The organism is Oceanospirillum beijerinckii DSM 7166 (assembly GCF_000422425.1).
GTDB classification, from domain to species: domain Bacteria; phylum Pseudomonadota; class Gammaproteobacteria; order Pseudomonadales; family Halomonadaceae; genus Oceanospirillum; species Oceanospirillum beijerinckii.
Genome location: NZ_AULT01000007.1, coordinates 48,588 through 66,230, shown reverse-complemented (window position 1 = coordinate 66,230; position 17,643 = coordinate 48,588). Strand labels below are relative to the sequence as shown.

12 protein-coding genes are annotated in these 17,643 nt (G+C 48.0%); 4 read left to right on the top strand and 8 right to left on the bottom strand.

Translation table 11 applies throughout. The annotated features are described in order from the left end of the window. Window positions 1–308: 308 nt before the first annotated feature. The 7 genes from H579_RS0101890 to pqqA all read right to left on the bottom strand — a co-directional run bounded on the left by H579_RS0101890 (window position 309) and on the right by pqqA (window position 8,025). Complete coding sequence (locus tag H579_RS0101890) at window positions 309–2,084, bottom strand: insulinase family protein (RefSeq protein WP_028299252.1); 1,776 nt, start codon at window positions 2,082–2,084, stop codon at window positions 309–311. Next, the gene (locus H579_RS0101885) at window positions 2,071–4,125 is read right to left on the bottom strand and encodes an alpha/beta hydrolase family protein (protein WP_028299251.1); all 2,055 of its coding nucleotides are present in this window, start codon (window positions 4,123–4,125) and stop codon (window positions 2,071–2,073) included. The genes H579_RS0101890 and H579_RS0101885 overlap by 14 nt, the downstream gene beginning before the upstream one ends. Window positions 4,126–4,270: 145 nt before the next feature. Then, window positions 4,271–5,416: a pyrroloquinoline quinone biosynthesis protein PqqE gene (pqqE, locus tag H579_RS0101880; RefSeq protein ID WP_028299250.1), complete on the bottom strand. Its 1,146-nt coding sequence runs from the start codon at window positions 5,414–5,416 to the stop codon at window positions 4,271–4,273. Continuing rightward, entirely contained in the window at window positions 5,388–5,720 is a 333-nt protein-coding gene (pqqD, locus tag H579_RS0101875) for a pyrroloquinoline quinone biosynthesis peptide chaperone PqqD (RefSeq protein ID WP_084623819.1), read from the bottom strand. Before pqqD ends, pqqE begins: the two co-directional genes overlap by 29 nt. A gap of 155 nt (window positions 5,721–5,875) precedes the next feature. Beyond that, entirely contained in the window at window positions 5,876–6,643 is a 768-nt protein-coding gene (gene pqqC, locus H579_RS0101870) for a pyrroloquinoline-quinone synthase PqqC (protein ID WP_084623817.1), read from the bottom strand. A gap of 259 nt (window positions 6,644–6,902) precedes the next feature. Continuing rightward, window positions 6,903–7,832: a pyrroloquinoline quinone biosynthesis protein PqqB gene (gene pqqB / locus H579_RS0101865; protein WP_028299247.1), complete on the bottom strand. Its 930-nt coding sequence runs from the start codon at window positions 7,830–7,832 to the stop codon at window positions 6,903–6,905. A gap of 121 nt (window positions 7,833–7,953) precedes the next feature. Continuing rightward, window positions 7,954–8,025 carry a pyrroloquinoline quinone precursor peptide PqqA gene (gene pqqA, locus H579_RS30030; protein ID WP_084623842.1) on the bottom strand — a complete coding sequence of 24 codons (72 nt, stop codon included), beginning with the start codon at window positions 8,023–8,025 and terminating at the stop codon, window positions 7,954–7,956. A 254-nt stretch (window positions 8,026–8,279) separates the two neighbouring features. Here pqqA and nosP point away from each other — a divergent pair, with 254 nt between their 5' ends. The 4 genes from nosP (at window position 8,280) to H579_RS23880 (ending at window position 16,120) form a co-directional block, all read left to right on the top strand. Beyond that, window positions 8,280–9,650 carry a nitric oxide-sensing protein NosP gene (nosP, locus tag H579_RS0101860; RefSeq protein ID WP_211224646.1) on the top strand — a complete coding sequence of 457 codons (1,371 nt, stop codon included), beginning with the start codon at window positions 8,280–8,282 and terminating at the stop codon, window positions 9,648–9,650. Window positions 9,651–9,774: 124 nt separating this feature from the next. After that, window positions 9,775–12,381 carry a hybrid sensor histidine kinase/response regulator gene (locus H579_RS0101855; RefSeq protein WP_028299245.1) on the top strand — a complete coding sequence of 869 codons (2,607 nt, stop codon included), beginning with the start codon at window positions 9,775–9,777 and terminating at the stop codon, window positions 12,379–12,381. Window positions 12,382–12,757: 376 nt separating this feature from the next. After that, a complete protein-coding gene (locus H579_RS0101845; protein WP_028299244.1) occupies window positions 12,758–15,127 on the top strand; it encodes an ABC transporter substrate-binding protein in 2,370 nt (789 codons plus the stop codon). A 360-nt stretch (window positions 15,128–15,487) separates the two neighbouring features. Next, a complete protein-coding gene (locus H579_RS23880) occupies window positions 15,488–16,120 on the top strand; it encodes a transglutaminase-like domain-containing protein (protein ID WP_084623806.1) in 633 nt (210 codons plus the stop codon). Window positions 16,121–16,278: 158 nt separating this feature from the next. On the opposite strand, the gene H579_RS27530 is transcribed toward H579_RS23880, so the two are convergent. After that, a complete protein-coding gene (locus tag H579_RS27530) occupies window positions 16,279–17,643 on the bottom strand; it encodes a GGDEF domain-containing protein (protein ID WP_157834535.1) in 1,365 nt (454 codons plus the stop codon).

Below are 17,643 nucleotides of genomic sequence, written 5' to 3'. Positions count from 1 at the left end.
CTCAGAGCAAAGCTTATTCCTTTATGAGTCGCTTTACAGAGCCTTTACTCTGTATTTTCATCCTCTTTACAGGATCTTTACAAAGCACTTGAAAATACATCTAACTTGTTGTTAATTAGTCATTTTCTTATGTTTATGGCGGCAGGTGAGTGCCGCTTTGAAGGCAAAATTTTTCCGGTATAGCAAGGGGTGCCTGCCAGATGCTGCCGTTTAGTCAAGAGGTAAAGATAAAAAGACTACGACAGCAGCTGTTGCAGATAGGAGGTAAGGAATCGGTAGGCGGTTCTCTGCTGTTATAGCAGGTGTGTTTAGCGACTATAGAGCTCTATATTCCAGTCGGGCTGGTAGTGTCTTTCGGGTAAAAGTGAAAGATCAGATGCAATGTCGTGATATTGGCAGTAGCTCTGCCATAGTGGGTTATTGCTATCGGGCAGAGCAATTGTCTGGCTAAGGTGTGTCGTGAGGAACGTATTCAGGGCCTGTAATAATACCTGCCCATTGAATCGACGTTCACCTTGTATCAGCAAGAGAACGCCGGGTTGGTGCTGCACTTCCTGATAGCCCAGATGAACGATATAGCCCATTTTCTTTTCAAGGCGCAGACTCTGATAAGCATGCTGTTGTAGTTGCCAGATATAGCTATGGCACAGCTGTTTTTCGATCAAGGGGGTCGTCTGTTGTGCAGACAGAGCCTTGGCAGGTAACCAGATAAGGGCGCTTTGATTAAAGGGGTCATTGTTATCAACCGCAATGGGCCCGTTTTCTGAGCTTTGCTGTAGCGAGTGTTTATCCATAGCCATCAGTGCCATATGCAGCTGACGGTAAGGCATAAGCGCTGATTCTTGGTCGACTTTGAGTGTCTGGGTAAAAGAAAAGCCGGTCTGGTAGTGTGTGGGGAAAAACTCAGTTTTCTGGCTCTTGGGATCAGCTAGCCCCGGGTGTTTTATCACACTTAATCCAGGCGTGCGCTTGAGCTGTTTCAATAAAGAGTGGCTTAGAATATCGCCTGCTACAATAGGCAGTCTGTAATGATGGTAGAGGGCTTTCTGTACGCCTTGTTGTAGAGGCGAATCGGTATTTTCCGGATTACATGCCAGTGTTTGGCACAGATAACTCAGTTGTTCCTGCATATCCCGCTCACTGAGCTGCTGATCAACACTGTAATGAATGGACAGAATCAGCTGTTCGGGGTCCAGCATGCGTAAGCGCTGATGGAAACCTGTCGGCAGGCAGAGCTGATTAATAGCGGGTAGCAGCAAGCTGGGTAGGTGCCAACACCACTCATATCCGGCAGGGGCGGTATTGATGGCAAGCCGTTGATCTCTATCAGGCCAGGATAGAGTTGGATCAGGAATGTCCGGCATATTGAACTGAATAGAGCGGTCACAAGGCAAAATAGATTCAAGATGAAGGGCCTTGGTTTCCTGATAATGCTCAAGCATAGACAGCGGCAGGCTATTTTCAATCAGGTTGTGTAGCGCTTTAGGAGCTTCAACCCAAAGCGTTATATTTTCCGGGGCATAATAATGCTGATAAAAACGGTGCAGAATACATAGCAGCTCAGGGTCATTATGAGCCAAGGTGTTTTTGTTACCGGCGCAGAAGCGATGATAAGGGTGGCCCGAAGTGCTGAGCGTCTGAAGCACCGCCTGTATCTGCTGTTCGCCATCACCACAGCGGGCGAGATATTCCGCCTCGATGATATCCAGTTCACCAATAACTTTATCTGCTTTAAAGCTAGGGCAGAACAGCAACTGACTCAGTAACTCGATACAGAGCGATAGCTGCTCTTCAGGACATTCCAGCATATAGCTGGTATGAAACAACTGAGTGCTGGCGTTGATTATACCCCCCATCTTCAGCAGTTGGGCCTGGATCTCTCCTGCTTCATATGTGTGATGATGGGATTGACTACCAAGGAACAAGCTATGTTCCAGTAGGTGAGCGAGGCCAGGCCAGCTTTCTGGCTCATGGGCACTGCCGCAAGCCACTGTTGCGACAATCCGGCAGCGTCCATCATCGCTGTTATCAAGCCTGATCGGAAGTGAGAGTTTGGTATGATCCCGGTATTCATGTCTCAACATCAGATAAAATTCCTTGGCTGCGATAAAATGCCAGTTCAGTTTCGAGTTGGTGTAAACGGTTGTTGTACTGCCTGAAACCATGGGCTTCATCATCATAAATAACACTTTCACAGTGATGGCCCAGACTGCGGTAGTGTTTCGCAAAGTGTTTCATTTGATCGGCAGGCACTATGGGGTCTTTAGCCCCCTGAAAGAGTAATAGGTCGGGTAGATGATCTCGTTTACTTAAACTGAACAAGGGTGAACGCAGCTGATAGGTCATGGCATCACTATTAGGGTCGCCAATCAACCAGTTCAGATAATGGGATTCAAACTTGTGAGTGCTGTTGGCGAGACGTTGCAGATCACTGATACCATATAAGCTGACTGCTGCGGTGAAATAGCCCAGGGACGCGGCCCGCAAGGCACTGTATCCTCCTGCGCTTTGCCCTCTGATAACGACTTTGTCGGCATCAATACGGCTGTTTTTATCCAGCCAGTGTACCATTAGACGGGCATCTTCCAGGTCAGCTTCACCCCACTGTCGAAACAACGCTGCCCGGTAACGGCGTCCATAGCCGGTGCTTCCTCTATGGTTAAGATCCAATACGCTGAAACCTTGCTGTATCCAGAACTGAATAGGTAACTGTAAACCAGGGAAAGCACAGGACGTTGGGCCACCATGAACATTAATGAACAGGGGGGCAGCAGCTATTTCAGGGTTGGGATAAAACAAGCCATGAACATCATGCTCAGGAAGTTTCAGGTGAATGGCTTCCGCTGTGACAGCCTCGGCAATACGGTACCCATTATCCAGATACTGAAATAACACGCTTTCTGTTGGACGCTCAGGATTAAAGCGGGCTTCTACAATCGAAAGAGCTTGCTGCTCTGAGGCCACTTGTACCAATAGTTGGTATTCGTCACTGCCTGGAGTCGGGATGAGGTTTAGCTGTGAAAAGTGGCAGTAATCTGAAAAACCGTTTAGGACCTGCTTATTGCACGGCGCTAGCACTTCCCCCTCTGCAGCCGATAAATGATGTAACTGCCAGCGACCTTTTTGGCTGACGCAGATACTCAACCACTGTCTGTTATCTTTTAGAATGCGGTACTGATAGTGTTGATTGCCAAGCTGCCAGGGAGCGGAGCCGCAGTCTGCTTGTATCTCATACAGGCAGCTGATTCTATGCGTGTGATCAGCCTGGTATAAATTCCAGTAGCCTTGGTGATCGCTGATAAACAAAAGTCGCCCCAAAGCATCAAAGCTCGGTTGCTGAACTGAGGCAATATGGGTTTTAAATTTGGGAAAGACCTGCTGGCTATTCAGTCGTATCGCAGCTGCATCATAGGCCGATTCACAGGCTTTTTGTTCGGGCTGTTTTTCCTGTTGGTGTAATCGGGATGATCCAGGCCATTGCGCTTGTTTTAACCGAGTACTGGTCCAGGGTTGATCCGGGTGGCTCCACTCGATCCAGGCGATTTGCTGCCCAGTTTGATCAAAACAGGGGCTGGAATAAAAATCAGCGCCTTCTGCCAGCACATACCTTTGTTGATCAATCAGATTAAAAGCCACTAAACGATTAATGACCTGATGAGCTTTAGAGGGATGGTGTGCCGGATGTTCCTCTTCGATGGCAACAAGATAAGGCCGGTTTGGGTGTTGTACCGGTTCGCCGTATCGGCAGTGGTTTCTGTCACTGATCTGTTGCAGCTGGTTAAGATCCAGCTGGGTAGCTGGTGTCTTGATATTTGAGTCTTGTGACTTCGTTTTTTGTAACAGGGAGTCTTGTAGCCAAGGGGCAAACTGCAGCTGCTGGCTATTTTCATCCACCCAGTAGATACCGGAATCCGTTACCGTATAAGGCACGCCACCGTACTCATGAACCTTGGATCGTACTCCCATATCACTGGGTAGCAGTGACCTGATGACACCATTTTGACGGGTTAACAGCTGGGTCAGTGGATTCTTTTCCGGGTCATGTTTGAGCCAGAAGCTGCCCCGCAGATGACTGCGGGGGAAGCTGACCTGGGCTTGGGCCTGTACCACTTGTTCGGGTTTCAAGCGCTGGGACGTTTGTATTGTCCGATTTTTTAGCGTCTGAGATTCTAGCGACTGAGCTTGAGTCAACTCATCTACGCATCGTTCGGCTTCTGTTTTTATCATGAGTAGATCGCGCTCATTGTTCACTATTGCGGTCGGCTCGTGACTAACCGACAGCAATCAGCTTTTGAGAGTTTTTACGGTTGCGATAGATCATAGGCTCTTTCGCCGGTTGAGCGGTGTTGGCATTGTCACGGGCATCGGTAATCAGATGATGATGAGGTGACTTGGCACACACTGGATCAGCATTATTAGCATCACCGGTCAACAGGAAGGCCTGACAACGACAGCCGCCAAAGTCTTTCTCTTTCTCATCGCAGGAACGGCAGGGTTCCGTCATCCACTCGTAGCCACGGAAGTGGTTAAAACCGTTTGAGCGATACCAGATAGTCTCTATGGTCTCATCAACTACGTTGGGAAATTCGATAGGTAGCTCACGGGCGCTATGGCACGGTAGAGCGGTGCCATCCGGTGTAATCGTCAAAAACAGATTGCCCCAACCGTTCATGCAGCCCTTAGGGCGCTCTTCGTAGTAATCGGGCACCACAAAGATCAGCTTGGTGCGGATTTTACCCTTGATCTGTTCCCGGTAGCGATTGGTGATGGACTCAGCCTCTACGAGCTGTGCCTTCGATGGCAGCAGGTGATCACGGTTTTTTAATGCCCAGCCGTAATATTGAGAAGTAGCCAGCTCGACATAATCAGACTCCAGCTCAATAGATAGCTCGATAATCTTATCGATCTGGTCGATATTTTCCCGATGAATGACACAGTTAAACACCATGGGATAACCCAGCTGTTTCACGGTACGGGCGACTTCCAGTTTTTCTTTGAAGGAGCGCTTGTTGCCCGACAGATAGTCATTCATCTCAGCGTCACTGGCCTGAAAGCTGACCTGAATATGATCCAGTCCAGCTTCTTTGAAGGCCTGCATACGTTCAAAGGTCAGGCCCATACCGGAGGTGATCAGGTTGGTGTAATAGCCCATCTCCCGTGCGGCTTTGATCAGTTCTTCCAGATCATCGCGCAATAGCGGTTCACCACCGGAGAAGCCCAGTTGAGCAGCACCTAAGGCGCGGGATTGGCGGAACACTTCGATCCACTGCTCGGTGGTCAGCTCATCTTTTTGCTGATCATAGTTCAGGGGATTAGAGCAGTAGGGGCATTGCAGGGGGCAACGGTAGGTGAGTTCAGCCAGCAACCATAACGGCTGGCCGATGCCTTCAGGCAAATTCGATCCAATGCAGTTCATGGTGAGCCTCGGTAAAAAAGTCGATCACATCCTGGTCCAGGCTAGCGTCTGCTTCAGGAAATTGTTGTTTCAGTTGGCTGATAATCTCAGCGATGGTTTTAGTGCCATCCACATGGGTGAGAATCGCACCAGCACTCTCATTCAGTTGCACCATGCCTTCAGGATAAAGCAGTACATGATTGTTGGAGCTGGCTTCCCATTGAAAGCGAAACAGGCGATTGATCTCAGGCACTTGCTGGAGCAGCGGCTCTTCAACTTTATCTCTGGTCTGGTTTTCAGGAGTTTCTGTAACGACGGTTTTCATAGTGACCTCTTAACGGGTTTCCCTTGGCCCATGCTTCTTGGATGTAGGAGATATGGCCAGAGAGATTGATTTACCTTGGACGGTGAAAGGCATCCTTATGTCGGAATACCTTTCACTGACCGCTGTGTTAAATCGGTTTTATTAAACCTGTTTTGTTAAACCAGGCGGCGGTGATAAGTCGGCTGGTCGGTCACAGTATGGAATGGAGGTCGATTCAGCTCATGGGCCATAGACAGGCCATCCAGTAAACTCCAAAGCACATCCAGTTTAAATTGTAGGATATTCAGGGCTCTCTCCTGTTCCGCGCGGGTGGTAAAGTGCTCCAGTGTGATCTGGATGCCGTGTACAACGTCACGACGGGCTTCACTTAGACGGTTGTGGAAATACTGCAGGCCTTCCTGCTCAATCCACGGATAGTTCTCTGGCCAGGTATCCAGCCGGGACTGGTGAATAGTCGGAGCAAACATCTCTGTCAGAGAAGAACACGCGGCTTCCTGCCAGGTGGCTTTGCGGGCAAAGTTGACATAGGCATCTACGGCAAAACGTACCGTTGGCAGTACATGGCGGTGATCCAGTAGCTCTTCACGAGTCAGGCCCACAGCTTCGCCCAGGCGTAGCCAGGCCTCGATGCCACCTTCTGAGCCCTCACGGCCATCATGGTCGATAATGCGCTGAATCCAGTGGCGACGTACTTCCTGATCATGACAATTGGCCATAATAGCAGCATCTTTTACCGGAATACTGACCTGATAGTAGAAGCGGTTGGCAACCCAGGCGCGGATCTGCTCTGGCGTGCATTCACCCTTATGCATGGCAATATGGTAAGGGTGATGAATATGGTACAGATCGCCTTTGGCGCGCAGGCGCTGTTCGAACTCTTCACGACTCCAAGGCATAACTTCAGTGGCTTGTTGGTGGCTCATAATCGGGCTCCATTATTGTTTTTGTAAGCGAATGGTCGTTAGCGGACCGAAAGTAGTTTGTAGCTGATGTTGAGCGCTATCCTGAATAGTGTTTCTAGTCAGGAGCTTTCGACAGAACCCGATCCCCTCCAGAAGCGGACACTGTCGATAAATCAGTGCTTTTAGTTCTGTAAATAGAGCTCTGCCAATCGAGCTGTTATTTTCAGACGCCGCTCTTATAGTCGCAGCGCTTAGCGATACTCCTATATTGGAGATGCTCTTATAGATGTATATCCATACCATCGAAGGCGACTTCGATACCGGCGGCATCCAGCTGGCCCCGTTCCGGTGAGTCCTCAACCAGAATTGGATTGGTGTTGTTGATATGGATCAGTACGCGGCGTTTTTCCGGGTACTGAGACAGGAAATCGATCATGCCAGGTACGCCGTTTTCCGGATCGCCCATCTGTGGCAGGTGACCGATATCGCTACCACGCTTATCTGCACCCATCAGTTCGATCAGTTCATCATCCTGCCATAGGGTGCCATCGACCAGTAAGCAATCGGCTTGATCAATCAGTGGCAATAAGTGCTCTTCGATCTCTCCCAGACCTGGGGCATAAAACAGCTTGCCACCGGTATTGGTATCTGTGATTAGTACGCCAATATTGTCACCTGGGTGAGGATCATGACGGTGCGGTGAATAAGGTGGTGCTTTACTACTCAGAGACACTGCCTGCAGGCGAATGCCCGGTACTTCAGGGACATAGAAGTGTTCGCCGTAGAGAGGAATAGGACGACGCTGCAGGCCGCCATTCCAGGCTTCCAGCATGGGGAAGATAGGGAAACCTTTGGTCAGATCCTGAAACACCATATCGGTGCAATAAACCGTGTGCGGACAACCTTCCCGCAGCATTAGCAGGCCTGTGGTGTGGTCGATTTGGCTATCGATCGGCAGCACCGCTGATACGCCGGTGTCTCTGACTTTACGATTAGGTTGCAAAGGGCCAAAAGAATCCAGTTGAGCACGAATATCTGGAGAAGCGTTAAACAGCAGCCAGTTTTCTCCATCAGCACTGATGGCGATTGAAGATTGGGTACGGGCTGTCGCATTAATGGTACCCTGACGTAAACCGGTGCAGTTTGGGCAGTTACAGTTCCATTGTGGAAAGCCGCCACCGGCTGCTGAACCTAAAACTCGAATATGCATGGTGAGGCCCCGAGAAAGTGTATAGGTGATCGTTGTATAAGAATGATCTGGTCTGAAACGCAAAAGCGCCTGACGGATCAGACGCTTCTTGAAAACCTCTGATCGTCAGAGAATTCCGGGCTTAGCGGTGGCTGAAGTACATAGTTACTTCAAAGCCAATGCGCAGATCTTTATAGCTTGGTTTCTTCCACATAGTCGGTACCTCGAGTTGTATCCGGCAGGTAAAATAACCGGATTTACATTGTTGTTGTTAATGGCCCGGAAGAGGTTGTTAATCGCCTCTCAGGCATTAACAATGGTAGGCAGCAGAGGTGGTGTGCCAATATAGTACTTCGGGACTATATCTAACCACTTATGGTCGTAGTAAAAAGGTGTATCGAATTTTGTCGCTAAAACTGCATCATAGGGAGGTAATGAATTGCACTTTTTGAACAATGGTGACCGAGCGTGACAAAGACTATAAAAACAGCTCTGTATGGCCATTCCGCAGCAGTAACCAATCCAGACTCTGTTTTCGACTATGCACATCCGCTAACCGGTGGCACTGAACGACCAAACATTGTTGGACTGGAGCCAGTAAGCGGGCAAGGAGCTACCATGTTTCAGGCGCAAGCCGCCCTTTCAGATCTTACGGATCTATCTTCTGACAGCAGCAATGCGGTCAATAATTGTGTTGACAATAATGCTGCTGTATTGACTGCTGTCTCTCAGTTAAAAGATGCTGAGGCCTGTGCTCAGGAGCTGGCAGATCAGTTACGTCATGATGATCTCGGTTGGGTACTGTTCTTCTGTTCTGCTCAGCAGGATATTAATCGCTTTGCTCAAGCTTTGGAGCAGCAACTGCCAGATCAGGATATTGTCGGTTGTACTACTGCTGGTGAGATTTCCCCTTTGGGTTATCTGCAGGGCAGTGTCTGTGCCGTGGGTTTTACCCGCTCCGGTTTTGCCGTGGAAACAGCGTTGATTGAAGACCTGGATAGCTTTAGCTTCAATTCGGCACAACAGTTGATGAACAGTATGATGCAGCGCTGTCAGCAGCATCAAAAAGCCCCGATGAAAGGCCATACTTTTGTGCTGGCGCTGCTGGATGGGATGTCTGAGCATGAAGAGATTGTACTTAATACTCTAAATGCAGCTTTTGGCAGTATTCCTTTGTTGGGAGGCTCTGCGGGTGATGACTTAGATTTTGCCAATACCCAGGTGGTTTATGAAGGACGATGTTATCCCAATGCTGCCGTATTGATGATGGTTAATACAGTCTTCCCCTTTATGGTGTTTTCACAAAAACACGTAGAAGAGAGCGATGAGGTATTTGTCGCCACTGAGGTGGATAGCGAGCATCGCAGGGTTTATGAATTGAATGCTGAACCCGCTGCAGAAGTATATGCCAGAGCCATCGGTTGTCGGCCAGACCAGCTTACTCCTTCACTGTGCGCTCAACATACCCTGAGTGTCAGAATTGCGGGTGAAGGTTTTGTTCGGGCTGTACAGCGGGCAAATGAAGATGGCAGTTTAACCTTCTACTGTGCGGTAGAGCGCGGCATAGTGTTACGCAAGAACCGCCATCTGGATATTGGCGAAGAGCTGAAAAAACTATTGGACCAGATCGAATATGAGTTGGGCGATCAGCAGCTAATTCTGGGGTTTGACTGTATCTTCCGTCTGCTGGAAAGCAATGCCTGTCAGCAATTGGGCAATGTCTCTGATATGTTGGCTGGCTATCCCTTGGTAGGTTTTAATACCTACGGTGAGCATATCAATGGTATCCATCTTAATGCCACTTTTACTGGTGTTGCCATAGGTCAAAGACGGCGCTAGTTTTTTACCCGGTATTTTCTTTTCGCCAGGTATTTTGGCTTTTGCGTAGCGATGTGGTCTTTGCGTGGTGTTTTAGCTTTGATAGCAGCAAGACAATTCGATCAAATCAATCACTGGGGTGATTATGAACTCTGTTACCGATAATAAACTCGTGTTGCAGCAGAAAATTGAGGCGCTGGAGCTGGAAAATCAGCGTCTGAAAAAGATTAACAGTGCTTTGATTGATCGGGTGGAAGCGGCACCGGATGTAGGCGGGCGGGCTTACGCTGCTTTTGAAAACTCAGCTTTATTGGCAGAACAGGTAAGAGAGAGAACCGCAGCGCTGAATCAGGCTCTGGCGGAGTTAAGAGACAGTAACCAGGCGCTGAAACAGGCCCATATTGAGATTGAAACCCTGCATCATCGGCTGGTTGATGCGATTGAGGGAATGAATGATGCCTTTGTGATGTTTGATCGTCAGCGTCGGTTGGTATTGAGTAACAGTCGCTATCGCGAGATTTTGCACAAATACGGTTATATCGTGCAGTCGGGTATGAGCCAGCGGGATATTAATACCTTTGCCCGTATGTCTGTACTGGATGAGTTGGCCGCCCACGATGATCTGGCACTGTATCAAAAAACTTATGGTCAGGTGATACGGCTGAAAGATGGTCGTTGGGTGCAGGTAAACGAAAGGGAAACAGAGAGCGGTGATCTGACAATACTTTACACGGATATCACTGAGCTGAAAGCCTATGAAACGGAGCGCCGGGAAGCTGCTCTGGCGGAAAAATCCCGTATTTTGCTCAGTACATTAGAGAACTTGTCACAGGGGGTGGTGCTGGTCAGCGATCACGGTATTCCTGAAGTGTGGAACAGCCGTTTATGTCAGCTGACGGGCTTAAGTGCCGGGGCGGTTGAGCATAGTAATGATTTTTTTGAGCTGTTGCAGCAGAGCTTTGGTCTAGCCCATCGGCCGCTGACCTCTTGCCCGCAGTCCAATCTGGCCGGTAATTATGAGATCACCCTGCCCGATGGCCGGGTCCTGGAATTACGGCAGAAAGCCCGTCAGGAAGGGGGGTGCGTTATTACTCTGACGGACATTACCGAGCGTGGCCTTTATGCTCGTGCGCTGCGGGAAAGTGAGCAGAAAATGCGCCTGATCACAGATGCTCTTCCGGCTATGATCGGTTTTGTTAATGCGGATCTGGAGTTTGAATTTACCAATCGTGCATACCAGCAATGGGTGGGAATGGATCGTGATGAGTTACAGGGGTGCTCGATAAAAGAGGTTTACTCTCATCAGCAGTTGATGAGACTGAGAAGTTATATTGAGCAGGTGCTGGATGGTGATACTGTCAGTTTTGAACTGGAAGAGGCCAATCATGAAGGTGAAGCCCGTTATGTTCATAAGTCCTATGTTCCTCGTGTCGATTCCAAGGGACAGACTACGGGCTTTTTTGTTCTGACTCAGGATATCACTGAACGTCGCTTGACAGCAGAAGCCCTTCGAAACGCTAATGCGCTGTTAGAACAGAGAGTTGAAGAGCGCACCGCAGAGTTAACAACACTAAACGAACAGCTGAAACAAGAGATTCTGGAGCGACGCAGTATTCAGGATCGTTTACTGGAAGCAAAAAAGCAGGCAGAAGAGGCCAATCTATCGAAAACTAAGTTTTTGGCGGCAATCAGTCATGATCTGTTGCAACCCATGAATGCAGCACGTTTGTTCAACAGTGCATTAGCCGAGTATCCGCTGGATAAGTCCGCTCGCCAATTGGTGACCTCTACTGCTTCATCATTAAACGATGTTGAAGCCTTACTGGGGGCGCTGGTGGATATTTCCAAGCTGGATGCCGGTGTGGTGGAGCCGGAGGTGAGTGTGTTTTCCATCGATAGTCTGTTGAGTAATCTGGTTAATGAGTACCGCGAGGTGTGTCATAGCCAACATCAAAGATTCAGAGCGCGGGTATCTTCTTATGGTGTGCGTTCTGATTCCCAATTATTGGCACGTATACTACGTAACTTTCTGACCAACGCCTGTCGCTATACCGAACCCGGTGGTCAGATCTTATTGGCAACCCGTAAACGAGGTGACCAGTTAAGTATTGAGGTTTGGGACACCGGTGAAGGCATTGAACGGGAAAAGTTAACGGAGATCTTTCGTGAATTTAGCCGCTTAAAGCGTAACCCATCACCCAATGATCGGGGCTTAGGCTTAGGCCTGGCCATTGTGGATAAGATTTCCAGAGTACTTAATCATGCCATTCATGTGCGCTCGGTACCGGGCAAAGGTTCCGTTTTTACGGTAGAAGTGCCGCTGTCGGAGTATCTGCCTGTACCAGAGGTTCAGGCTGTGGTTGATCCGGAGGGAGCAGATCCTTTGGCTAACCGTCCCGTATTGGTGATTGATAATGATCCAGCGATCTGTGCCGGAATGGAGCATCTGTTGGATGGTTGGGAGATGGATGTAATGACCGCCATGAGCGCTGAAGAAGCGCTGGAACTGGTGAGTGATGGTTTTCTGCCTGACTTAATGTTAGTGGATTATCATTTGGATAATGGGGAAACCGGTATTAATGCGGCACAGCTGATTAATGAAGCCTTGCCACAATCGGTCCCTGTGCTGATGATTACTGCAAATTACTCGAAAGAGTTAAATGCTTTGATTGAAGCCATTCAATATCGCTTAATTAATAAACCGGTAAAACCGTTAAAACTGAGAATGATGATGGCCAGTATGCTGACCTGAAGGTCTGGTTGGTCGGAATGAACAAACGTGAAGCTATTTTAATTTTGTCGCGATAAATCATCATTTTGGGGTTTATGAGATAAACCTAGGGAAAACCCCAGTCGATTTTTAAACTGAATCAGCCTATTGTGGTCTTCTCTAATGGATTGCAGTGGATTTTCCCCCTTTGTTTGTAGAATGCTCTGAGAACAAGACCCGCGAAAAATATATGCTGCAGCTTGGGCTTAGACTGTCGCTAGTGCCTCCGCTATATTTTGCTCTAACTCTGTGTCTAACGTGTTGTTTAGCTCTGTTTTTAACCGTATCGGCAGCAGAGGCGAATACTGGCGAAGCATCAGCATCAGCATCAGCATCAGCATCAAATGCAGATCAGTCCTTGACCTTTACTGCCGCTAACTCTGCCAATGATCGTTTAGAAAAAGTGACTTTGCAGCTCCTATGGACCCATCAATTTGAGTTTGCTGGTTTTTATGCGGCTCAAGAGCTGGGCTTTTATCGGGAGGAAGGCTTTGAAGTTCTGTTGAAACCCTTGGTGCCTGGAATGAACCCGGTAGAAGAAGTGGTTTCAGGGCGGGCTGATTTTGGTGTGAGTAATAGTGAGGTTATTCTGGCTTTAAGCCAGGGCCAGCCAGTATCGCTATTGGCAAATCTGTTTAAGCATTCGCCTTTGGTGGTGTTAGCCCGGCGGGATTCTGCTATACGTCATCCTAAGGACTTGCATCAAAAGCGCCTGATGACCAGTGAACTGGATCTCCATAGTGCCGAAATCAGTTACATGCTGGCGTCCGAAAGTGTTGATCTGGGCAAGATATATCGTTATGAACATAACTATGAAGTCAAGGATCTGCTTTTGGGTCATGTCGATGCCATGACTGCTTATATCACCAACCAACCCTTTCAGCTACAAGAGCAAGGGGTTGATTATGTGGTCATTGATCCAGCTAACTACGGGGCAGATTTTTACAGCAATACTCTATTTACCCATGCGCTTGAAGCACAGAACAACCCCGAGCGTGTTGAGGCCTTCCGTCGTGCATCAATAAGAGGTTGGCGTTATGCGCTGGACCACCCCCATGAAATGGTGGAAATAATTCAGACTAAATATCCATCTAATAAGTCTCGGGCAGCCTTACTGTTTGAGGCCCGGGAGATTAGTAAGCTGGTAGCCGCAGATGTCTATCCTCTGGGGAGTATAGATTTAAATCGTATTCAGCGTTTACTCAATGTTTATCGTGAGATAGGGCAATTAACCTCAACCCCTGATTTGTCACCCTATATCTGGCGGGAAGCATTGAATGCACATAAATCCGGCTATCTTCATCAGCAGACCCTGAATTTTTCTGTGGAAGAAAAGAATTTTCTCAATAGTCTGCCCATGATCCGTATGTGTGTAACACCTCATTGGATGCCCTATGAAGGCATTGATGATAAAGGCCATCATATTGGTATCGCAGCGGAAGTCATGGACCTGTTGTCAGCTTCTCTGGGTAAACCTTTTAAGCTGATAAGAACAGCTAACTGGTCAGAAAGCCTGCAGGCCGTGAAAGAGCGTCGTTGCGATATTCTATCTGCTGCGGCTAACATTCAGGAGCGTCGGCAGTTTTTAAACTTCACTAAGAACTATCTCAGCTTCCCAAACGTTATTATCACCCGTAAGCAGCATAGTTTTATCAATCACATTTCTGAGTTAAACGGAAAGCAAGTAGGCGTTGTTAAGGACTATTATCAGGCCAGTGTATTGCAATCTGATTTTCCGAACATTAATGCTATACCAGTCAATAATGTTGCTCAGGGATTGGAATTGGTGTCAAAGGGACAATTGGATGCCTTTGTCGGTGCAATTGCCAGCACAGGTTACTATATCCAGCAAAAGGGCTTGACTAACCTGCATATCGCTGGGTACTTCCCCAAGAATATTCAATTAGCCGTAGCCGCCAGAAATGATTGGCCTCAGCTGCTGACTGCACTGGAAAAATCTGTCAATGCTTTACGACCAACGGATCTGCAAGGGATCTTTCAGCGTTGGGTTGGCATTACTGCTGAACCGCGTTTGAACTACACCTTACTGTGGCAGCTATCCTTCATTGCAGTGGTGATTGTTTCTGTAGTTCTGGTCGCTAACCGGAAGTTGAAATGTGTCAATGAAGAGTTGACCCGTGAGGTTGAAGAGCGCGCCAGGATGGAGTGGAAGCTGAAGGAGCTTAATCTTCAGCTGGAGTATAAAAACCAGCGTTTGCATGAGCTTTCGACGACTGACTCTCTGACTGGCCTGCGTAATCGCTATTATGTAGAAAGTTCACTGGAGAACAATCTGCTCACGGCCACGGTTAAGCGGCAGGCTTTTTCAATCCTGCTGTTAGATCTGGATCACTTTAAGCAAGTGAATGACAGGTATGGTCACGGTGTAGGTGATGATGTGCTGGTGCAGTTCTCTACGTTACTGAAACAAAGTCTAAAACCTCAGCACATTGCTGGTCGCTGGGGGGGAGAAGAGTTCCTTGTTTTGCTGCCCGGTTATAATCGTCACATGGCGCAAATCTTTGCGGAAGATTTCCGTCAGCAAGTGGAACAAACTCTTTTCCCTGAAGTTGAGCACATCACAATCAGTGTTGGTTTAGCCGAAGCTCTATTGGAAGAAGCGCCGAATTATCTGGTACATCGTGCGGACAATGCTCTTTATCAAGCGAAATCGATGGGGCGTAACTGTGTGGTAGTTGCTGATCGGGATACCGTAGCATTCAGCTAGTGGATCTCTGAGTGTGCTGTGCCACGATAAATACTTCCACTGGGCCGGTAATATGGTAACTCACTGCTGCTTCTGTATTTTCTGCATTAAAAAATCAAAAATAGACGCAACGGTAGGAGTGGCATGCAGTGAGGTTTTTTGCTTAGTTGCCGTACATTAAGAAATTATAATTAAAGAAACGCAATGACTGCGTTTCATCAAGCCTTCATTTTTAGTTCAATTCTCTGTCATCTGGCTCAGGCACTCTGCAAATATATAGTGAAATAAAAGCCTCTCGATTGCCTATGAGTGGCGGAAATGCTTAACGAATTTCCGCAAAAGCTTTGTTTCTGTATTTAACGGATATGATGAGAGTGCCTTATGAGTCCTTTTCTACGATCTTCATTGATAGTCAACTGGGATCACCCCGAAGTGTTGGCTTTAGCCAGTTATCTGGCTAAAGGTGGCGATCATCCTGTCGAGTTGATTCAACGCAGTTTTAACTGGGTGCGTGATCAGATAGAGCACAGCTGGGAATACCAGAAAGAGAGTGTTGTACTAAAAGCGTCTGATGTGTTGAAAAACAAACATGGGTGTTGTTTCGCTAAAAGCCATTTATTGGCCGCCTTACTGAGAGCCAATGGTATACCTGCGGGCTTCAGTTATCAGCGTGTGGATAATGAGTGGGGGGCTACGCCGTATCGTTTACATGGCATCAATGCAGTCTATCTGGCTCATCACGGTTGGTTTCGGGTCGATGCCCGGGGCAGCAAAGAGGGGGTTAACACCCATTTTGATCCGCCGAATGAGATTTTGACATACCCTAATGGGGGCGACACTCTGGGTATTTGGCCTAATCCGCTGGATTGTGTGGTGGACGCGTTGGTGAATGCGAGCCATGTCCGAGAGCTTTATCAGAGTTTGCCTGATGTTAACCAGATGTCGAAACGCTCTAAACAGGCTGAGAGACTGAACCAGGAGGATAACTCCGTAAAGGAGGAATTTGCCGCTTAAGTGAGGCTGAAGCGGCTGTGCCCGTTGCAGGACTGAACCGCTCGCCTGTTGTTCCGTTGCCTGTCGAATAACCGTATTGTCTCAGGCTATACCCTATTGCGCATAAAATATGCTTTTATGCTTTCCGGTCAGAGTAGTTGACCTTCGGCGGAGAGGTCTTAAGGCCTTTCCCTGTTCAGAGGTGGCAAACTCTTCTTCTGAGGGCTTGAAGAGCCAGAACCTGTAGAAGCAGAGTTGATAAACCCTGAGTAAGAGACGACTCTGTTCCTTCCCTGGGCTTTCGCATGATAAAGTGCCTTATCTGCCTGAGAAAGCAAGCGATCCAGTTTATCTGTAACCGCAGTGAGTGATCTCACTCCCATGCTTACTGTTATTGCCGGAATTTCTTCTGTATTGGCAGAGTACTCTGCAATCTCTGATCTGATGTGATCTGCAAGCATCATCGCCTGGGCTTCATCGTATGAAGGTAGCAGCATGGCAAACTCTTCACCGCCTAAACGCCCTAAACGACCGCCTTGGGGTAAATTTTGTTTTACCCACTGTGAGAAGTGCTTCAGTGTCATATCACCTGTCGCATGGCCGTGGGTGTCATTAACCTTTTTGAAGTGATCGATATCCAGCATCACAAGAGCCAGAGATTGGTTGTCTTGCTTGGCTTGCTGAAGAGCCAGCTCGGCCTGTTCAACAAAATAGCGACGATTTAAACAAGAGGTCAGTGAGTCTGTGGTTGCCATATCATGCAATGTTTTTAAGTTGACAGCTAAGCGGTCAACAGCATGATAAATGGTACTGGTTTCTTCATAGCGTGCGGGTTTTAAGTGGTAATCTTCACCACGCTCAATGGATAAAAGTGCATTGCTGGCTTTTTGTACAGGCTTAACCAGGTGCTTGAGTAACTGGTAGCTGATCGCGGCGAGTACCAGTAGCAAAATTGTAATACCGCTGCCACCTACCAGCAGGATTTTCTGGTGTGTCAAACTAATCTGTTGCATGGTATGAGTTTGCATTTGGGTTGCTGTGCTGATAATTCTATTCTGCAACTCAAACAGGTCCAGTTTCTGTTCTGCCCATAAAGCCCTTAGCTGCTCTTCTTGTCTGAGCAAAGTGTTCAGTTGGGTGCCTTCATTGTTTGGTTTACCCTGCAGGATGAGTAGTTTCTGGCGAACAGTACGTATCTGTTTGATTTGATCAAAAGTGGTTCTTACGATTTTTTGAGTGCTCTCATTCAATTCAAAAGAGGGCTGATAAGCCAATACTTGAGCTGCCAGCGCATTTTTCCGTATTAGGCTGATATTGCCGCCGTAAGCAACGAGATCGCCCATATGTTCAAGGCGTTCAAGGTTTAGTGCTGCCCGCTGGTGTTCATGAATCTTGGGCAGCAAATGTTTCTGACTCTCCTGGGCCAGTTGTGAGGCGGAGTGACTTAGCCCCAGAATACTGGCGATCAGCATGCAGAAAGAAACGATCAACAATAGTGCTAATCGCCCTATAAGCTGTCTAAGTCTGGGCTTACGATCAGTCAT